The organism is Nocardia sp. FBN12 (assembly GCF_054031145.1).
This window is the reverse complement of sequence record NZ_CM132926.1, coordinates 6,578,255-6,594,578: the sequence shown is the minus strand read 5'-3', so window position 1 is coordinate 6,594,578 and position 16,324 is coordinate 6,578,255. Positions and strand designations below refer to the sequence as shown.

General features: G+C 67.8%; 17 protein-coding genes. 6 read left to right on the top strand and 11 right to left on the bottom strand.

What is annotated here, in order from left to right; genetic code table 11:
- Window positions 1-49: 49 nt before the first annotated feature.
- A complete protein-coding gene (locus ACWZHB_RS31130) occupies window positions 50-751 on the bottom strand; it encodes a DUF2334 domain-containing protein (RefSeq protein ID WP_427905298.1) in 702 nt (233 codons plus the stop codon).
- 99 nt (window positions 752-850) lie between these two features.
- Window positions 851-2,998, bottom strand: coding sequence for a S9 family peptidase (locus ACWZHB_RS31125; RefSeq protein ID WP_427905297.1), 2,148 nt, complete (start codon window positions 2,996-2,998; stop codon window positions 851-853).
- Between the two features lie 143 nt (window positions 2,999-3,141).
- On the opposite strand from ACWZHB_RS31125, the gene ACWZHB_RS31120 reads away from it, so the two are divergent.
- A complete protein-coding gene (locus tag ACWZHB_RS31120) occupies window positions 3,142-3,957 on the top strand; it encodes a glucose 1-dehydrogenase (protein ID WP_427905296.1) in 816 nt (271 codons plus the stop codon).
- 8 nt (window positions 3,958-3,965) lie between these two features.
- Here ACWZHB_RS31120 and ACWZHB_RS31115 read toward each other — a convergent pair whose 3' ends face one another.
- The 5 genes from ACWZHB_RS31115 to ACWZHB_RS31095 all read right to left on the bottom strand — a co-directional run bounded on the left by ACWZHB_RS31115 (window position 3,966) and on the right by ACWZHB_RS31095 (window position 8,965).
- Entirely contained in the window at window positions 3,966-4,898 is a 933-nt protein-coding gene (locus ACWZHB_RS31115; protein ID WP_427905295.1) for an alpha/beta hydrolase, read from the bottom strand.
- A gap of 159 nt (window positions 4,899-5,057) precedes the next feature.
- Complete coding sequence (locus tag ACWZHB_RS31110) at window positions 5,058-5,480, bottom strand: HIT family protein (protein ID WP_427905294.1); 423 nt, start codon at window positions 5,478-5,480, stop codon at window positions 5,058-5,060.
- 82 nt (window positions 5,481-5,562) lie between these two features.
- Entirely contained in the window at window positions 5,563-6,984 is a 1,422-nt protein-coding gene (gene purB / locus ACWZHB_RS31105; RefSeq protein WP_427905293.1) for an adenylosuccinate lyase, read from the bottom strand.
- Window positions 6,985-6,990: 6 nt separating this feature from the next.
- Window positions 6,991-7,644, bottom strand: coding sequence for a TetR/AcrR family transcriptional regulator (locus tag ACWZHB_RS31100; protein ID WP_427905292.1), 654 nt, complete (start codon window positions 7,642-7,644; stop codon window positions 6,991-6,993).
- Between the two features lie 157 nt (window positions 7,645-7,801).
- The gene (locus ACWZHB_RS31095; RefSeq protein ID WP_427905291.1) at window positions 7,802-8,965 is read right to left on the bottom strand and encodes a pyridoxal phosphate-dependent aminotransferase; all 1,164 of its coding nucleotides are present in this window, start codon (window positions 8,963-8,965) and stop codon (window positions 7,802-7,804) included.
- Window positions 8,966-9,092: 127 nt separating this feature from the next.
- Between ACWZHB_RS31095 and ACWZHB_RS31090 the strand changes: the two genes are divergently transcribed.
- Window positions 9,093-10,226, top strand: a complete 1,134-nt coding sequence (locus ACWZHB_RS31090) for a M23 family metallopeptidase (protein WP_427905290.1) — start codon at window positions 9,093-9,095, stop codon at window positions 10,224-10,226.
- 19 nt (window positions 10,227-10,245) lie between these two features.
- On the opposite strand, the gene purD is transcribed toward ACWZHB_RS31090, so the two are convergent.
- Window positions 10,246-11,529, bottom strand: coding sequence for a phosphoribosylamine--glycine ligase (gene purD, locus ACWZHB_RS31085; protein ID WP_427905289.1), 1,284 nt, complete (start codon window positions 11,527-11,529; stop codon window positions 10,246-10,248).
- Window positions 11,530-11,722: 193 nt separating this feature from the next.
- Here purD and ACWZHB_RS31080 point away from each other — a divergent pair, with 193 nt between their 5' ends.
- Window positions 11,723-12,100 carry a PH domain-containing protein gene (locus ACWZHB_RS31080; protein WP_378966914.1) on the top strand — a complete coding sequence of 126 codons (378 nt, stop codon included), beginning with the start codon at window positions 11,723-11,725 and terminating at the stop codon, window positions 12,098-12,100.
- Window positions 12,101-12,114: 14 nt separating this feature from the next.
- Entirely contained in the window at window positions 12,115-12,540 is a 426-nt protein-coding gene (locus ACWZHB_RS31075; protein WP_427905288.1) for an HIT family protein, read from the top strand.
- A 58-nt stretch (window positions 12,541-12,598) separates the two neighbouring features.
- Here ACWZHB_RS31075 and ACWZHB_RS31070 read toward each other — a convergent pair whose 3' ends face one another.
- Window positions 12,599-13,012 carry a DUF6069 family protein gene (locus ACWZHB_RS31070; protein WP_427905287.1) on the bottom strand — a complete coding sequence of 138 codons (414 nt, stop codon included), beginning with the start codon at window positions 13,010-13,012 and terminating at the stop codon, window positions 12,599-12,601.
- 202 nt (window positions 13,013-13,214) lie between these two features.
- Here ACWZHB_RS31070 and ACWZHB_RS31065 point away from each other — a divergent pair, with 202 nt between their 5' ends.
- Both ACWZHB_RS31065 and ACWZHB_RS31060 read left to right on the top strand, forming a co-directional pair.
- Complete coding sequence (locus ACWZHB_RS31065; protein WP_427905286.1) at window positions 13,215-13,640, top strand: hypothetical protein; 426 nt, start codon at window positions 13,215-13,217, stop codon at window positions 13,638-13,640.
- 13 nt (window positions 13,641-13,653) lie between these two features.
- Window positions 13,654-14,655 carry a 1-aminocyclopropane-1-carboxylate deaminase/D-cysteine desulfhydrase gene (locus tag ACWZHB_RS31060; RefSeq protein ID WP_427905285.1) on the top strand — a complete coding sequence of 334 codons (1,002 nt, stop codon included), beginning with the start codon at window positions 13,654-13,656 and terminating at the stop codon, window positions 14,653-14,655.
- Window positions 14,656-14,714: 59 nt separating this feature from the next.
- On the opposite strand, the gene ACWZHB_RS31055 is transcribed toward ACWZHB_RS31060, so the two are convergent.
- Together ACWZHB_RS31055 and ACWZHB_RS31050 are read right to left on the bottom strand one after the other, a co-directional pair.
- Window positions 14,715-15,938 carry an RNA polymerase sigma factor gene (locus tag ACWZHB_RS31055; protein ID WP_427905284.1) on the bottom strand — a complete coding sequence of 408 codons (1,224 nt, stop codon included), beginning with the start codon at window positions 15,936-15,938 and terminating at the stop codon, window positions 14,715-14,717.
- A complete protein-coding gene (locus ACWZHB_RS31050; protein ID WP_427905283.1) occupies window positions 15,935-16,282 on the bottom strand; it encodes a YciI family protein in 348 nt (115 codons plus the stop codon). The genes ACWZHB_RS31055 and ACWZHB_RS31050 overlap by 4 nt, the downstream gene beginning before the upstream one ends.
- Window positions 16,283-16,324: the final 42 nt, after the last annotated feature.

Here is a 16,324-nt window from a genome sequence, read left to right as displayed (position 1 = left end):
GGCCACCGCCGCGCGCCGATCGCCAGTACGCGCGGCGGCGGTGGCCGGGTCAGGCAGCTCTGGCCTCGGTATGAGGCTCCCAGCGGTACACGTCGCTGCGGGCACCGTGGTAGAGCGCCAGGTCGACCGCGTCGAGCATGGCCTGGCGCGGACCCGACCGCTGCAACTGCGCCGCCGACACCGCCAACCGCAGCACCCCGCCGCGCCGGGCGGTGCGCGCGGCGCCCATCACCAGCGCCCGGCACCACCACGGCTCGGCCCGGAATCCCTCGCCGATCCCGTACACCCGAGCGCGCTGGGCCACATCACGTTCCAGGTCGAGCATGCTGGTGAGCCCGAACGCCATCCGGAAACCCACGTCGGGCAACGCGGCCAGCGCACCGGCGGAGGCATCCCAGCGCGGCGCGGCGAACAGCCGGGTGCGCAACTCCACCCGTTCCATCACCCGATCAGCGGCCTTGAGCCGCAGTGTCGCCTCGTGCCGCGGCAGATCCGCGAACTCGGCGCGCCGCGCCTTGGTGGCGGCCTGGTCGTAGCCGTGCAGCACGATCGCGTCACCTTCGTGGCGCCGCCCGCGCAGCCACGATTGCGTCGCCGGATCGTCGACCAGCCGGTATTTGCCCTTCAACCGAGGCGCCACCAGCAACGACAGCCGCACGGCCCGCGCGTCCATCTCCGCGGCGAACTCGATCGCGGCGTCGCGAGTCGTATCCCGGATCCCCGACACCGAAACGATCAACTCAGCGTTCATGCACCTAACAGTGACAGCCGCAGGTGACACCCGAGTGCTACACCGATGACACCCGAACGAATTCGCATCTTCCGGCGGCCGGCGCCGCGGGTTCTACTCCTACGCGTCGGCGAGGCCCACTCGGTCCAGGACCCAGGCGTACTCGAAGCCGACTTCCTTCCACTTCTCGTAGCGGCCACTCACGCCGCCGTGGCCTGCGGTCATCTCCGTTTTGAGCAGCACCTCGTTGGCACCGGTCTTGGTGGCGCGCAGTTTGGCGACCCACTTGGCCGGTTCCACGTAGAGCACGCGGGTGTCGTTGAGGCTGGTGATCGCCAGGATGGCCGGGTAGTCCTTGGCTTCGACGTTCTCGTAGGGCGAGTACGACTTCATGTACTCGTAGACTTCCTTGTCCGCCAAGGGGTTTCCCCACTCGTCCCACTCGATCACCGTCAGCGGCAGCGACGGGTCGAGGATGGAGGTGAGGGGGTCGACGAAGGGGACGTTGGCGAGGATGCCGGTGAACAGCTCGGGCGCCAGATTGGCGACGGCGCCCATCAGGAGGCCGCCCGCGCTGCCGCCGTCGGCGATCAGGCGGTCCGGGGCGGTGGCGCCGCTGTCGATGAGATGTCTTGCGCAGGAGACGAAGTCGGTGAAGGTGTTCTTCTTAAGTAGCGTCTTGCCGTGCTCGTACCAGAGCCTGCCCATCTCGCCGCCACCGCGCACATGCGCCACCGCGAACACCATGCCGCGATCGAGCAGCGACAGCCGCGAGACCGAGAACGACGGATCGATGCTGGCCTCGTAGGAGCCGTACCCGTACAGCAGCACGGGTTTCGGCCCCTCGGGCAGCCCGCTGCGCTTGATGATCGAGATCGGAATCCGGGTGCCGTCGGCGGCGACCGCCCAATCACGATGCTGCTCATAGTCATTGGCGTCGTACCCGCCGAGCACCGGTTGCTCTTTGCGCAGCAGCAGCTCGCCGGTGGCAGGCACGTAGTCGAACACCTGCATCGGCGTGATGAACGAGGTGACCCCGACGCGCAGCGTCGGCTGCTCCCACTCCGGGCTCGAACCCGCGCCCGCGGAGAACAATTCGAGGCCGAAGTCGAGTTCGGTCAGCTCGCCGAAGCCCGCCGGCGTGAGCGGCCACACCGACAGGCGGGGCAGCGCGTCGCGCCGGTAGCTGAGCACCAGGTGGTTGGCGAAGGCGTCGATGTCCTCGAGCCGCACGTCCTCGCGATGCCCGATCAGCGTCGTCATGTCGGAGGGATCGGTGGCGGGCGCGACGGCGAGCACGAAGTTCTCCGCCTTCGCCCCGTCGACCACATCGTTGTGCAGGATCAGGAACTTGTCCTCGCCCGCGATCACCGCGTGCTCGGCCGAGTACTCCACGCCTTCGCGGCGCGGCAGCAGCACCCGGAACTCGCCCTCGGGGTTCTCCGATTCCAGGACCCAGCCCTCGGTGGTGATCTTGGAACCGAGCCAGATCATCAGGTACTTCTCGGAGCGGGTCGCGCCGACGCTCACCCAGTAGCGCTCGTCGTCCTCGTGGAACACGGTCACGTCGGCGTCGGAGCCGGTGCCGACGCGGTGGCGCCACACGGTGTCGGGCCGCCAGGACTCGTCGACGGTCTGATAGAAGATGTGCGTGCCGTCCAGCGACCAGGTCGCCCCCGGCGCCGCGCCCGCGACCTCGTCGGGCAGCAGCTCACCGGTGCGCAGGTCCTTGATCCGCAACGTATAGCGCTCGTCGCCGGAACTGTCGACCGAGTAGGCCAGCAGGTTGCCGTCGTGGCTCAGCGAGAACGCGCCGAGTGCGAAGAAGTCCAGGCCCTCGGCGAGGATGTTGCTGTCGAGCAGCACCTGCTCACCCTCGATCGCCGAGCCCACCTCCAGCTGCGGCGGCGTCCACGCGTCGATGCCCTCGGCGTTCGCGTCGACGGGACAGCGGCAGTGCACGCCGTACTGTTTGCCCTCGAAACTGCGCGAGTAATACCAGTAGTCGCCCAGCCGCGTCGGCACCGAAAGGTCGGTTTCCTGCGTCCTGGCTTTGATCTCGTCGAAGATCTTGTCCCGGAGGGGCTGCAACTGGTCGGTCTGCGCCGCTGTGAAGGCGTTCTCGGCCTCCAAATAGGCGATGACCTCGGGATCTTCCTTATCCCGCAGCCACTCGTAGTCGTCGACGAACGTATCGCCGTGATGCGCCCGCGCGAAGGGCACCTTCTTCGCGATCGGCGCCGACACCGTCTCATTCTCGCCAGGCATGGGTCCACCGTAGCCGGACCTCTCCGGCCGGGCCCGCCAACTCGGCTGCGAGCCGACTTGGCGAATCATTCGACATCTGGTCAGCCCGCGCCGCGCCGCGCCATCGAGGCCCCGACTCAATTCAACGGGCACCGACCCCGTCGATGCCTACAATTGCCTTCCTGGATACCAGTCGACCAGCGGAAAGGCACATTGTGACCGATCTGAACGGAAAGACAGTGGTTATCACCGGCGCGGCACGCGGCATCGGAGCCGAGACGGCCCGCCAGGCCGTCGCCGCAGGCGCCAACGTCGTAATCGCCGATGTGCTGGCGGAAGAGGGCGCAGCGACGGCAGCAGACCTCGGAGACCGGGCCCGGTTCACCGAGCTCGACGTCACCTCCGAAGAACAGTGGGGCGCCGCGATCGCGTTGGCGAAGCGCGAATTCGGCACCGTCACCGGACTGGTCAACAACGCGGGCATTTCCACCGGACAGCCCTTTGATACCGAAACACTCGAGCATTTCCGAAAAGTGGTGGAGATCAATCTAGTCGGCGTTTTTCTCGGCATGCGAGCGGTGGTGCCCGAGCTGAAATCGGCCGGCGGGGGTTCGATTGTCAATATCTCTTCCGCTGCGGGTCTCATGGGCCTCGCGTTCACCGGGAGCTACGGCGCGACGAAGTGGGGCGTCCGGGGACTGACCAAGGTCGCCGCGGTCGAAAACGGGACCGAGAACATCCGAGTGAACTCCGTTCACCCCGGTATGACCTTCACCCCGATGACCTCCGGAACCGGAATCCGAGAAGGCGGGGGCAACTACCCGAACACCCCGATGGGCAGGGTCGGGGAACCTGCCGAGATCGCCGGGGCGGTCGTGTTCCTGCTGTCCGACGCCGCCTCCTACATCACGGGCGCGGAGCTGGCGGTGGACGGCGGGTGGACCGCCGGTCCGACCGTCAAGTACGTCATGGGCCAATAGCTGCCGGCTCAGGCCCCCAGAGCCGGACCGATAGTCGGCCACGAGGCGTGCAGTGCGTCCTGCCAGTAGGACCAGGAGTGCGTGCCCACCGGGTGGTAGTCGATCTTGGCGCCGATGCCCGCGGCGCGCAGCCGCTGGTCGAACGCCACCATGCAGGTGTTGACGCCCAATTCGATGGGTCCGCCGAGGAAGATGTTCTCGGCCAGTGTCGGCTTGAGTTCGGCCTCGTGCGGGCCGGGGATCCCGGTGCCGGTGGACATGTACAGCGCCTTGCCGCGCAGTCCGTCGAGCATCAGTGCCGGATCGTGCGCGGCCCACTCGGGACTGCCGGGCGCACCCCACATATTGCCGGGATTGCCACCCCGGTTGACGATCGAGAACATCATCGCGCCCGCGGCCATCGCGATGTCCGGGCACGCGCTGTAACCGGCGACGGCGCGGTAGAGGCCGGGGTGGCGCACGGCCAGGATGTAGGCCGCGTTGCCGCCCATCGACAGCCCGCCGATGCCGTTCACGCCGTTGCCGTTGAAGTGCCCGTCGATCAAGCCGGGCAGCTCCTGGGTGAGGAACGTTTCCCACTTGTACCGGCCGAAACGCGGATCATCGGCGATCCAGTCGGTGTAGTAGCTGGCCTGGCCGCCCATCGGCAGCACCACGTTCACATTCTTGCCGCGGAAGAAGGCCTCGGCGTCGGTGGCGTTGGTCCAGGTGCTCTGGCCGATGCCGGGGTCGAGCCCGTCGAGCAGGTAGTACGTGCCGCGCGAGCCGCCGCCCGCCGGGTGCAGGACCTGCAGATCGATATTGCGGCCCATCGCGGGCGAGGTGACCGTGATCGCGGTCCGGTGCGGAGTCATCTCACGCACCCCGACGATCTCGGCGGCCGACGCCGTCGCCGGGTGCACCACCGCCGGTCCGATCAACGCGAGAGCAATAGCCAGCACTGAAGCAGCAACACCTGTACGACGCACGATCTACCCTCCATAACCGCATGCCAATGACAGTCCAAAGTAACCCACAGGTGAACAAACTGGAAGCATTCGGCGTTTCGGGCGTTTCTCCAGCAAACTCCACGGTTTGCAATGCCCGCTTCGCCCGGAAATTCAGCGGGTGAGCGCGCCCCGGATCGAACCGGCCAGGTAATCGAGGTCCGCTCGGGCGGGCGAGGTGGGCCGCGCGCGCAGGCCGAAGCCGTCACCGGGCGTGCGCGGGATCACGTGCAGGTGCACATGGAACACCTCCTGCCCGGCCGTCACCCCGTCGGCGAGAAAGAAATTCACCCCATCGGCCGCCACTTCACTGCTGCGCAGCGCGGCCGCGATCTGCTGCCCGACCTGAAAGAGCTTGCCGCCCAACGCGGGATCGAGATCGGCCAGACTCGGCGCGGGCACCTTGGGCACCACCAGGACGTGCCCCGGCGTCACAGGACGAATATCCATGAAGGCCAGCACTTCGTCGTCCTCGTAAACCTTCGAGGCGGGGGCGAGCCCGGCGATGATGTCGGCGAAGATCGTGTACGGATTCACCCGCACACGGTATCGGCCTCGACGCACAAAAGCCCGCCACCTGCGCCGGAAAAGCGGCAGGGGCGGGCTGATTCGCACGGGTCTACAGGATCGGCGACGGCGAGTAGCGCGCGGCTTCCGGATTCGCCTCGACCAGCTTCTGCACCTGCGCGACCACCTCGGACACCTGATCCGAAGCCGCCCCGATGAACGCGGCCTTGTCGGCGAGCGCCGCGTCAAGGCCGGCGCGGTCGAGCGGCATCCGATCGTCGGCAGCGAGACGATCCAGCAGATCGGGTTCGCGGCCCTGCTCGCGCATGGCCAGCGCCACCGCCACCGCGTGCTCCTTGATGACCTCGTGCGCGGTCTCGCGGCCGACGCCCGCACGCACCGCCGCCATCAGGATGCGGGTGGTCGCCAGGAACGGCAGGTACCGGTCGAGCTCACGCGAGACCACCGCCGGGTAGGCGCCGAACTCGGCGAGCACCGTCAGGAAGGTCTCCATCTGCCCGTCGATGGCGAAGAACGCGTCCGGCAGCGCGACGCGGCGCACCACCGAGCAGAACACGTCGCCCTCGTTCCACTGCGCCCCCGCCAGCTCGGCCGCCATCGAGCCGTAGCCGCGCAAGATCACCTGCAGGCCGTTCACCCGCTCGCACGAGCGCGTGTTCATCTTGTGCGGCATCGCCGACGACCCGACCTGGCCCGGCTGGAAACCCTCGGTGACCAGCTCGTGCCCGGCCATCAGCCGAATCGTGTGCGCGAACGACGACGGCCCGGCACCCAGCTGCACCAGCGCGGACAGCACATCGTGATCGAGCGAGCGCGGGTACACCTGGCCCACGCTCGTGAACACGTTCGCGAAGCCGAGGTGTGTGGCCACCTGCTGCTCGAGGGCCGCGAGCTTGTTCGCGTCACCGTCGAGCAGGTCGAGCATGTCCTGGGCGGTGCCCATCGGGCCCTTGATCCCGCGCAGCGGGTAGCGGTCGATCAGGTCGCGCATCCGCGCGAGACCGACCAGCATCTCGTCGGCGGCGGAGGCGAAGCGTTTGCCCAGTGTGGTGGCCTGCGCGGCGACATTGTGCGAGCGCCCGGCCATCACCAGGGTCTGGTACTCGGCGGCCCGCTCGGCCAGCCGCGCCGCGATCGCGATGCCGTGCTTGTAGACGTGCTCGAGGGAGAGCCGGATCTGCAGCTGCTCGACGTTCTCGGTGAGGTCGCGGCTGGTCATGCCCTTGTGCACGTGCTCGTGCCCGGCGAGGGCGTTGAACTCCTCGATGCGCGCCTTCACGTCATGGCGGGTGACCCGCTCACGCTCGGCGATCGAGGCCAGGTCCACCTGGTCGATGACGCGTTCATAATCCTCGACAACCCCTGCGGGGACATCGATTCCGAGTTCGGCCTGCGCGCGCAGCACCTCCAGCCACAGCCTGCGCTCGAGCACGATCTTGTTCTCGGGCGACCAGAGCGCGACGAGCTCCGGGCTGGCGTATCGGGTGGCGAGGACATTCGGGACGAGGCTCACGAGCACTCAGTCTAATTGCCGCACCCGTTCGGCCTGGGAGGGCATCACGTTCGGGACCACGGGCGGGGCGACGATATCGATCATTTCGAGCAGACCGGCCCTGGCGGGTCGACGTGGTTCGGGGTGGCCTTCGATCAGCGCGGCGACCACCGCACCGTCGACGACGGCAACCATCCTGCGTAACTGCTCGGGGCGCACCACTCGGTCGGAGCGGCGCAGCACGTCGGCGAGCAGTTCTTCGAGCTGCGTGCGTAGTCGGAGCTGGACCTCACGTAACTCGGGATGACGGGCCGACGCCACGGAACGCTCGTAGCGGGCGATGAGCTGGCCGCGGGCGTCGAGGTCGCCGTCGTCGGGGCCGACGAGCACGTCGAGCACGAGCTCGACCGTCGCCTCGGTGCCGCGCCTGCGATGGCTGACCTCGCCGACCCGGCGGCGCATCGCGTCGAGTTCGATCGCGCCGCTGAACTCGACGGCGCGGGCGATCAGATCTTCCAGTGATGCGAAGTAGTAGGTGGTCGACGCGAGCGGAAGATCGGCTCGCGAGGCCACCGAACGATGTCGTACGGCGTCGAATCCGCCCTCGAGCAACAGCTCGGCCGCCGCCGCCACCAGAGCCTGACGACGTCGTTCGCCTTTCGGAGTCGTTGCGGTGGTCACCGTGCAGGAGTGCCAGTCATCATCAGTTCAACCGTGCGCAATCGTCATCGGGGAAACACTGGGAATTCGGGATAACTGAGTTTTACCGTATCCCGGCACAGATGTGTTCGTACTAGGCAAAGTTGTTGTCGCACATCACTGTTGACACGACATCGGATCACCCCTTCAAGAACCGCCCCAGACGCTCCAGAGCTGCGGCGATGTCGTCTGTGGCACCTGCGAAGGAAAAACGGACCGTGTGGTTTCCATTCGTGGTGTCGAAATCGAGTCCGGGAGCCAGTGCGACGCCGGTTTCGGTGAGTACCTCGGCGCACCAGGCCCGAGAATTATCGGTCAAATGACCAATATCGGCGTAGGCGTAGAAGGCGCCGTCGGCCGGCGCGAGATCGGTGATTCCGATCGCGGGCAAACCCTCCGATAGCAACGACCGGTTGCGCGCGTACCGGCGGACATGCCCGTCCAGTTCATCCTTGGCTTCCGGCCCGAACGCGTGCACGGCCGCGTACTGCGAGATCGCGGGCGGGCACACCGTCATATTCGACGCCAGCCGTTGCAGCGCCGGGCGCAGGTCGGCCGGTGCCAGCATCCAGCCGAGCCGCCAGCCGGTCATCGAGAAGTATTTCGACACCGAACCGATCACCACCGATTCGCGGGAGAACTCCCACGCCGAGGAGGTCGGCGTGCTCGCGCCCGCGTAGGTGATGCCGTGGTAGATCTCGTCGGAGATCAGCAGCGTGCCGTGCCGCTCACACCAGCGGGCCAGCGCGGCGAGTTCGGTGGGGTCGATCATCGTGCCGGTCGGGTTGGCCGGACTGGCCACCACCAGGCCCTTCGGTGGCTCGGGCATGGCCTCGAGCATCGCGACGGTCGGCTGGAATCTGGTCTGCGGGCCGCAGTCCAGTTCGACGACCTCGCAGCCGAGCGCGGACAGCGTGTTGCGGTAGGCGGGATAGCCGGGGCGCGCCACCACCACGGTGTCACCCGCGTCGAAGGCGGCGAGGAAGATCAGCGTGAACGCACCCGACGACCCGGTCGTCACCACCACCTCGTCCGGGTGCACGTCGTAGCCGTAGGTCTCGCTGTGATGGCCCGCGATCGCCTCGCGCAGCGGCAGAATGCCGAATGTCTCGGTGTAGCCGAGCAATTCGTGATCGATAGCCGCCCTGGTCGCCCGCAGGACCGGCGCGGGCGCCTGCGTCGAGGGCTGCCCCGCCGCGAGTACCAGCACATCCCCGTGCGACCTGGCGCGTTCAGCTGCCGCCTTCCACACATCCATGACGTAGAAAGGGGCAATGGCCGACCGGCGCGATTCTCTGGACACCCGAGAGACGGTAGAGCACCCGATTGTGGGTGTTCACAGATATGGTCGGCACAATGGCTCCGACAGCGAATACGCAGCCACCGACGCGACCACTGTGGGTGCGTCGGGGCAGGGGCGCGGGGGCGGGATGAAGCGGACACGGACGGCGCGGGATGTGCGGGTGGGCACCCCCGAGCGCAGCGTTGACACCGAATCGGTGACGGCCGGACAGCACCCGATCGACACCTCGCGACAAGACCCCGTCGAATCGGCGCGATCCGGTGACACCGAGAAACGCCGGGCCGTCAGCGTGAACGGCCGGATCCTGCAGGCGAATTGGCGGGAGCAGTTGCCGTCGAAGGTCGCGACGCGCGATCGGATGGCCGAGTGGGCGGCGCGGTATCCGGTGGTCGGGGAGATCGCCGGTGAGCTGCGCAGTGGTGAGGTGCGCAAGGTTTTCTGGCGGCGGCCCAAGGCGCAGGCAGAGGGGCTGTGGGCGCGGCGGCCGAGTCGCGAGCGGGTGCGTCAGGTGCTGGTCGAGCGGCGGGTACTCATCGCCGGAATGGTCGCGGTGGCGGTGTTCGTCGCTGCCGACGGACAGTTCGGCGGCGTCGTCGACGGGCCCCCACTCGCACCCGGCGAAGCGATCCACGTGGCGATCGCCTATCCCCCGCAACTGCTCCCCAACCCGCAATCGGCGACCCGCATGCTCAATGCCATCGACGCGGGTGAGAAGCGTCGCGAGGCACACGTGGTCGCCGCGGCGGCCCGCGCCACCCTCGAACGCGCGAAAGCGGAGGCAGCGGCCGCGGCCTCGGGTGAATGGCAGGACTGGATGGGCCAGCGCGCCCCGGTGGTTCCCGGTGCGATGGTCCCCGGATCGACTCCCTCGGTCGGCGGGTTCAGCCTGCCCGCGAAGGGCGCGTTCACGTCCGGTTTCGGCTCCCGCTGGGGCACCATGCACCGCGGCATCGACATCGCGGGCCCCATCGGCAGCCCCATCTACGCCGTGGCCGACGGGACCGTGGTCGAGGCGGGCCCGGCCCAGGGCTTCGGCCTGTGGGTCCGTATCCGCCACGACGACGGCACCATCAGCATCTACGGCCACATGTACGACTTCTTCGTCTCCCAGGGCGAGCGCGTCCCCGCCGGAATGCAGATCGCCCGCATCGGCAATCGCGGCGATTCGACCGGCCCGCACCTGCACTTCGAGATCGTGCAGAACGGTCAGCATGTGGACCCACAGGCCTGGTTGGCCGTGCACGGGCTACAACTGACATAGCCCGGCGCGGGAACGCGAACTACTTCGCGACGGTATTCCGTTCCGGCACAACAACTTCGGTCGCACCGATGTCGGTACGGAAGTGGCTGCCCGCCAACTTGATTCCGGCCAGCCGGGCGTAGGCGCGCTCCCTGGCCTGCGCGAGATCCGCACCGACACCGACCACATTCAGCACGCGACCACCCGCCGACACCAGCGCCTTGTCTTCGCGCTGCCCCGTACCGGCATGCAGCACAAGGGTTTCGCCCTCGAGCGCACTGTCTTCGGCACCGGTGATCACGTCGCCGGTGCGGGGGCGGGCCGGGTAGTTCTCGGCGGCCAGCACGACGGTGATCGCCGAACCGTCCTTCCAGCGCGGTGCGGCTACCTCGGCGAGCCGCCCGGTCGCGGTGGCGTGCAGGAGTTCGGCGAACGGGCTGTCGAGCAGTGCCAGCACCGCCTGGGTCTCGGGATCGCCGAAGCGGCAATTGAATTCGACGACTGCCGGGCCGTTCGTGCCGATCGCCAGCCCCGCGTACAGCAGGCCGGAGAACGAGCTGCCCCGCGCGACGAGTTCGGCGGCGACCGGCTTCACCACGTCTTCGACGATCTCGTTCAGCGTCTCCGCGGGCAGCCACGGCAGCGGAGTGTAGGCGCCCATGCCGCCGGTGTTCGGGCCCGCGTCGCCGTCGCCGACGCGCTTGTGGTCCTGCGCGGGCAGCAGCGGGATCACGGTTTCGCCGTCGACCAGGCAGAACAGCGAGACCTCTGGGCCATCCAGGAATGACTCGAGCAGCACCGGGTGACCTTGTTCGAGCAGTTCGGCGCCGTGGTCGCGGGCCGCGTGCCGGTCGGCGGTCACCACCACACCCTTGCCCGCGGCGAGCCCGTCGTCCTTGACGACCCAGGTCGGGCCGAAGCGATCCAGCGCCGCGTCCAGCTCGGCCGGGCTGTCGACGATCTCGCTGTGCGCGGTGCGCACCCCGGCCACCGACATCACATCTTTGGCGAACGCCTTCGACCCTTCGATCCGCGCCGCGTCGGCCGACGGGCCGAACACCGGGAACCCCGCCGCGCGCACGACATCGGCGACACCGAGCACGAGCGGCACCTCGGGACCGATCACCACCAGGTCAGCGGCCGTTTCGGCAGCGAGAGCGGCGACGTCTTCGCCGGAGCAGGGGTCGACCGGGCGTAGCTCGGCGTGCTGGCCGATGCCGGGGTTGCCCGGAGCGGCGATCACCGCCGTCACGGACGGATCCCGGCGCAGCGCCAGGACGAGGGCATGTTCACGGGCTCCGGAACCGATGACGAGTACGCGCACGGCCTCAGATTAGTCGCGCACTGCGCGCACCTTGCGCACGCCCCTGACCGCGCACTTCGCACATCGCGAACCGATACACCGTTGCGCTACCTCGGGAGCAACCATCAGCCGGAGCCCTCGCACCCCGGGTTCGATTGCGCCACAATGGAACCAGGTGCGGCACGGCAGCCGCCACCGAAACGGGGAGCACATCATGGGCCTGCTCGACGGGATGATGGGCAATGCCGGTCGCATAGATCCGGCCGCCGCTCAGCAGGAGTACGCGAAGCTGTTCGGCCAGGGCGAGCAGGTGTACGCCGCGTTCATCCTGGTGCGCGACGCCATGCTGTTCACCAACCGCCGCCTGATCATGGTCGACAAACAGGGCGTCACGGGCCGCAAAGTGAGCTACCACAGCATCCCCTACCGTTCGATCAGCCACTTCGCCGTCGAAACCGCGGGCACCTTCGACCTCGACGCCGAGCTCTACATCTGGATCGGCAGCGGCGACGAGCCGGTCAAGCAGCGTTTCAACCGTCAGGTCGACATCTACGAGGTGCAGGGCATCCTGTCGCATTTCGTGTCGATCTAGCTACGCTCAGCGGTATGGCATCCGTCTTCAGCGCGATCATCGCAGGTCAGATCCCCGGTCGCTTCGTCTGGGAAGACGACGAGTTCGTCGCCTTCCTCACCATCGCCCCCGTCACCCAGGGTCACACCCTCGTCGTCCCGCGCGCGGAGATCGACCAGTGGCAAGACGTTGATCCCGCCACGACGGCCACGATGATGGGCGTCGCCCAGAAGATCGGCCAGGCCGTCCGCGTCGCCTTCGACGCGCCACGCGCCGGCCTGCTGATCGCCGGCCTCGAGGTCCCCCACTTGCACACCCACGTCTTCCCCGCCTACTCGATGGGCGATTTCGACATCTCCGGCGCCAACACCGACCCCACCCCCGAATCCCTCGACGAGGCCCAGACCAAGATCAAGTCCGCCCTGCGCGACCTCGGCTACGGAGCCAACGTCCCCGCCTGATTACCTGCCGATGGAACCGGAGCGGCCCGGGGACGCCCGCGGCCGCAGTCGGTGAGCGTCATTCACCCCGGCGAGCGAGTCGGGCGGCGACCACCGGGATGACGATCGCGGCGGCGACGAGGTGGGTGAGCATCAGGGTGAGCTTGGTTTCGACCGCGGCGTTCACGAATACATCGGGGACCAGCGACAAAGCGGTCAGTGCGATCGTGGTTCGGACGAAGACGGTGCGGGGATTTCCGGCCCACTTGCGCAGGGCGGCGGCCAAGAGGATGCCGATCGCGGCGAAGATCAGGGTGAGCTGGGCGAATCCGGCGAGTGGGATCTGCTGACCTTCGATGGCGAGGGAAACGCCGGCTGCGTGAGCTACAGCGGCGACGGCCGTGGTCGCCGCCGCGGCTACGACGGCTGCCGCGGCGGCGGGACGCCAGAACGCGGAACTGCTACGGACGGTGGATGCGGCGTAAGTAGTCATGTCGGACTCCTGTGTGGTGTGGCGGCCTGTTGCCGCCGCTCATCAGTTCCACGAACAGGACCGGCCGAATACGACAGGTCGCGGCGAAGTTCTTTCAACCCCACGGACACGGTTCGGCGCCGGTATCGACGAGCTCCCTTGTTCTTTCGCCCAGGAAACGATGTACTGGGCTCCGGTTCGTTCCTATCGGAAGGTTTCGCCCATGCGTTCGACCGTCGGACTCATCACCATCGTCGCCATTTCGCTACTCGGTGCGGGAACAGCGTCGGCGGAGGTGCGCGAGGCGAAAGTTCAGTGCCTCGGTTCGAACGCGAACTTCCACCTGTACCCGTTCTACCTGTCCCTCGTGGCAACCTCGTCGGACGACCGACCGGGCACCATCTCGATCCAGCCGCGCGCGGAGTCGATGTTCGGCCCGTTCGGCTACCACGCCACCGTCAACTGGACCAACCTCGACACCGGCGAATCCGGCGTCGCCGCCCAGAACGGCACCGTCGGCGGCAATATGCCCAGCTTCGACGTACACACCGGGTGGGGCACGGTCCGCCTGACCGGTGCGGTCGGCACCTCCGGTCTTTCCGCGGGCCAGACCATGAACTGCTCCGGCGCGGACCTCTACGTACCGTAGCGCTCGTCAGCCGATGAACACTCCGCTTCTGCACCAACGCTTTCCACACCTGCGCGAAACCCTGCCGCATATCGGACTCGGCTCCGGCCCGACACCGGTGCGCCGACTCGATGCGCTGCCTGCCGGTGGCGCGCCGGTCTGGCTCAAAGACGACTGCGCATTCGGTGACGGCGGGTGGGGTGGCAACAAAGTCCGCAAGCTGGAATGGATTCTCCCCGACGCACATCGGCGCGGCTCCCGGACCATCCTGACCGTCGGCGGATTGGGGACGAACTGGGGCCTGGCCGTCGCCCTGTACGCACGCGACCACGGACTCCGCACCGCTCTCGCTCTCGTCGACCAGCCTGTGGATGAGCACGTCCGCGCACAGCTGAGCCGACTCGAGAACAGCGGCGCCGCGATACATTTCACGCATTCGAAGACGCGGACCATCCTCGCCGCGCCGATGCTGTTCGCCCGGCACACCAGCGGTAGGCATCTGCCCTACTACCTGCCACCCGGCGGATCCTCGCCGATCGGGGTCCTCGGATACCTCGAGGCCGCGCTCGAACTGGCCGGACAGGTACACCGCGGGGAGCTGCCCGAGCCCACCCACCTCGTGACCGCCGTCGGATCCGGCGGGACGATCGCGGGGCTGCAACTCGGTTTGCGGATGGCAGGCTTGACGACCCGAGCAGTGGGTGTCGTAGTCAACGACACGCTGCGGCTTGACTCAGCGACGATTACCCGGCTCGCCCACCGCACCGTGCGACTGCTATGTCAGCGAGGCGCGGACCTGTCCGATCTCGAACCGCGAGTCGAGGACATCGACATCGTCATCGACTGGCTCGGCAGCGGCTACGGCCACCCCATGCCGGAAGGCGAACGCGCCCAGACTTTGTCGGCCGAGCGCGAGGGCCTACACCTCGAACCCGTCTACACCGCCAAGGCCATGGCGGCGCTGCTGGCGATGAACGAGCAGGGCACGTTCGGCGACGGCCCCGTCCTCTTCCTCAACACGAACGGACCGCGCTGACCGAGCTTCCGCCCGCCGACGACGCCCACAGTGCGCCATCCCCGCAGGACATAGCAGCTCTACACGAGATGCTCGCGCCTCCTGGCCAGGTACGCGCGTTCCGCCGGGTTCTGCGTGGCGGCGATCGCGGCGTCGTAGGCGGACCTCGCCTCGGCGCCGCGTCCCAACCTGCGCAGTAGCTCGGCGCGGGCGGCGTGCCAGGCGTGATACCCGTCGAGCGGGAGTGAATCTATCTGCGCCAGAGCCACATTGGGGCCGTCGAGTTCGGCGATGGCGACGGCTCGGTTGAGGGCGACGATCGGGGTGGGGGTCACAGCGTAGAGCTGGTCGTAGAGGGCGACGATCTGGCTCCAGTCGGTGTCGCGGTAGTCGGTCGCGTCGGTGTGGACGGCGTTGATCGCCGCCATGAGCTGGTAGCGGCCGGGGCGAGGTCCGCCTGCCGCGACTCGGCTCAGGCATTCGCGGACGAGCGTGTGGCCTTCGGCGATGAGGGCGTGGTCCCAGCCGCCACGGTCCTGCTCGTCGAGGGTCACCAGCTCACCGCCTGCGAACCGCGCGGCACTGCGCGCATCGATGAGCAACATCAGCGCGAGCAAGCCGGCAACCTCGCCGTCATCGGGCAGCAGGTCGCGCATGATGCGGCCGAGCCGGATCGCCTCGGCCATGAGATCGGCCCGAATCGATTGCGCGCCAGCTAGATACCCCTCATTGAAGATGAGATAGACGACCTCGAGCACTCCGCCCAGCCGATCGGTGACGTCATCGCGATCGGGCACGCGGAACGGGATGCGCGCGGCTTTGATCTTGGCTTTGGCGCGGGTGATGCGTTGCGCCATAGTCGTTTCGGCAACAAGGTACGCACTGGCGATCTCGCCGACCGTGAGCCCGCCGAGCAGGCGTAGGGTCAGCGCGACTCGCGCCTCCGGCGCCAATGCCGGATGGCAACAAGTGAATACGAGCCGGAGACGATCGTCGTTGACCGGTCCGGTCGCGTCGTGCGGTGCGTGATCTTCGATGATCATGGCTGCCTGGTGTTTCGAGTCGCGCAGTGATTCCCGGCGAATCCGGTCGATGGCGCGGTTGCCCGCGGTCTTGGTGAGCCAGCCGCCCGGGTTGGGCGGGATGCCGTCGACCGGCCACCGTTCGATGGCGGTGAGCAGGGCCTCGCCCGCGGCGTCTTCGGCGATATCGAGATCGCCGAACCGTCGCGCGAGCGAGGCGACCACCCGGCCGTACTCCTCGCGATAGATCCGATCGATCCGCGCGCGAGTGTCCTCGCTCATGCGCCGTCGAACGTCCTGATCTCGATCCGCTGCTCACAGACCTTCGACGCCCTGGCGGCGATCTTCAGCACGGCATCGAGGTCGGGAGCCTCCACGACCCAGAACCCGCCGAGGCATTCCTTGGTCTCGGCATACGGCCCGTCTTTGACCACCACGTCAGCGCCGGTGTTGTCGACCGTGGTCGCCTCGTCGATCCGCCCGAGCCCGCCCGCGAACACCCACGCCCCTTCGGCCTTGAGTTCGTCGTTGAACCTCCCGGTCGCGTCGTACTGCGGCTGCGCCTCCTCCTGCGGAATGTCGTACGCACTCGGATCGACAACTACGGAAAGCAGGTACTGCGTCATGGCGATTTCCCTTCGTCGGTGGCCGCCGATCGGCTGCCTCTA

Bases quoted from the DNA above. Each gene is read 5' to 3' on its own strand.
- ACWZHB_RS31130 (WP_427905298.1), bottom strand. From the start codon at position 751: ATGAACGCTGAGTTGATCGTTTCGGTGTCGGGGATCCGGGATACGACT.
- ACWZHB_RS31125 (WP_427905297.1), bottom strand. From the start codon at position 2,998: ATGCCTGGCGAGAATGAGACGGTGTCGGCGCCGATCGCGAAGAAGGTG.
- ACWZHB_RS31120 (WP_427905296.1), top strand. From the start codon at position 3,142: ATGCCTACAATTGCCTTCCTGGATACCAGTCGACCAGCGGAAAGGCAC.
- ACWZHB_RS31090 (WP_427905290.1), top strand. From the start codon at position 9,093: ATGAAGCGGACACGGACGGCGCGGGATGTGCGGGTGGGCACCCCCGAG.
- ACWZHB_RS31080 (WP_378966914.1), top strand. From the start codon at position 11,723: ATGGGCCTGCTCGACGGGATGATGGGCAATGCCGGTCGCATAGATCCG.
- ACWZHB_RS31075 (WP_427905288.1), top strand. From the start codon at position 12,115: ATGGCATCCGTCTTCAGCGCGATCATCGCAGGTCAGATCCCCGGTCGC.
- ACWZHB_RS31070 (WP_427905287.1), bottom strand. From the start codon at position 13,012: ATGACTACTTACGCCGCATCCACCGTCCGTAGCAGTTCCGCGTTCTGG.
- ACWZHB_RS31065 (WP_427905286.1), top strand. From the start codon at position 13,215: ATGCGTTCGACCGTCGGACTCATCACCATCGTCGCCATTTCGCTACTC.
- ACWZHB_RS31060 (WP_427905285.1), top strand. From the start codon at position 13,654: ATGAACACTCCGCTTCTGCACCAACGCTTTCCACACCTGCGCGAAACC.
- ACWZHB_RS31055 (WP_427905284.1), bottom strand. From the start codon at position 15,938: ATGAGCGAGGACACTCGCGCGCGGATCGATCGGATCTATCGCGAGGAG.
- ACWZHB_RS31050 (WP_427905283.1), bottom strand. From the start codon at position 16,282: ATGACGCAGTACCTGCTTTCCGTAGTTGTCGATCCGAGTGCGTACGAC.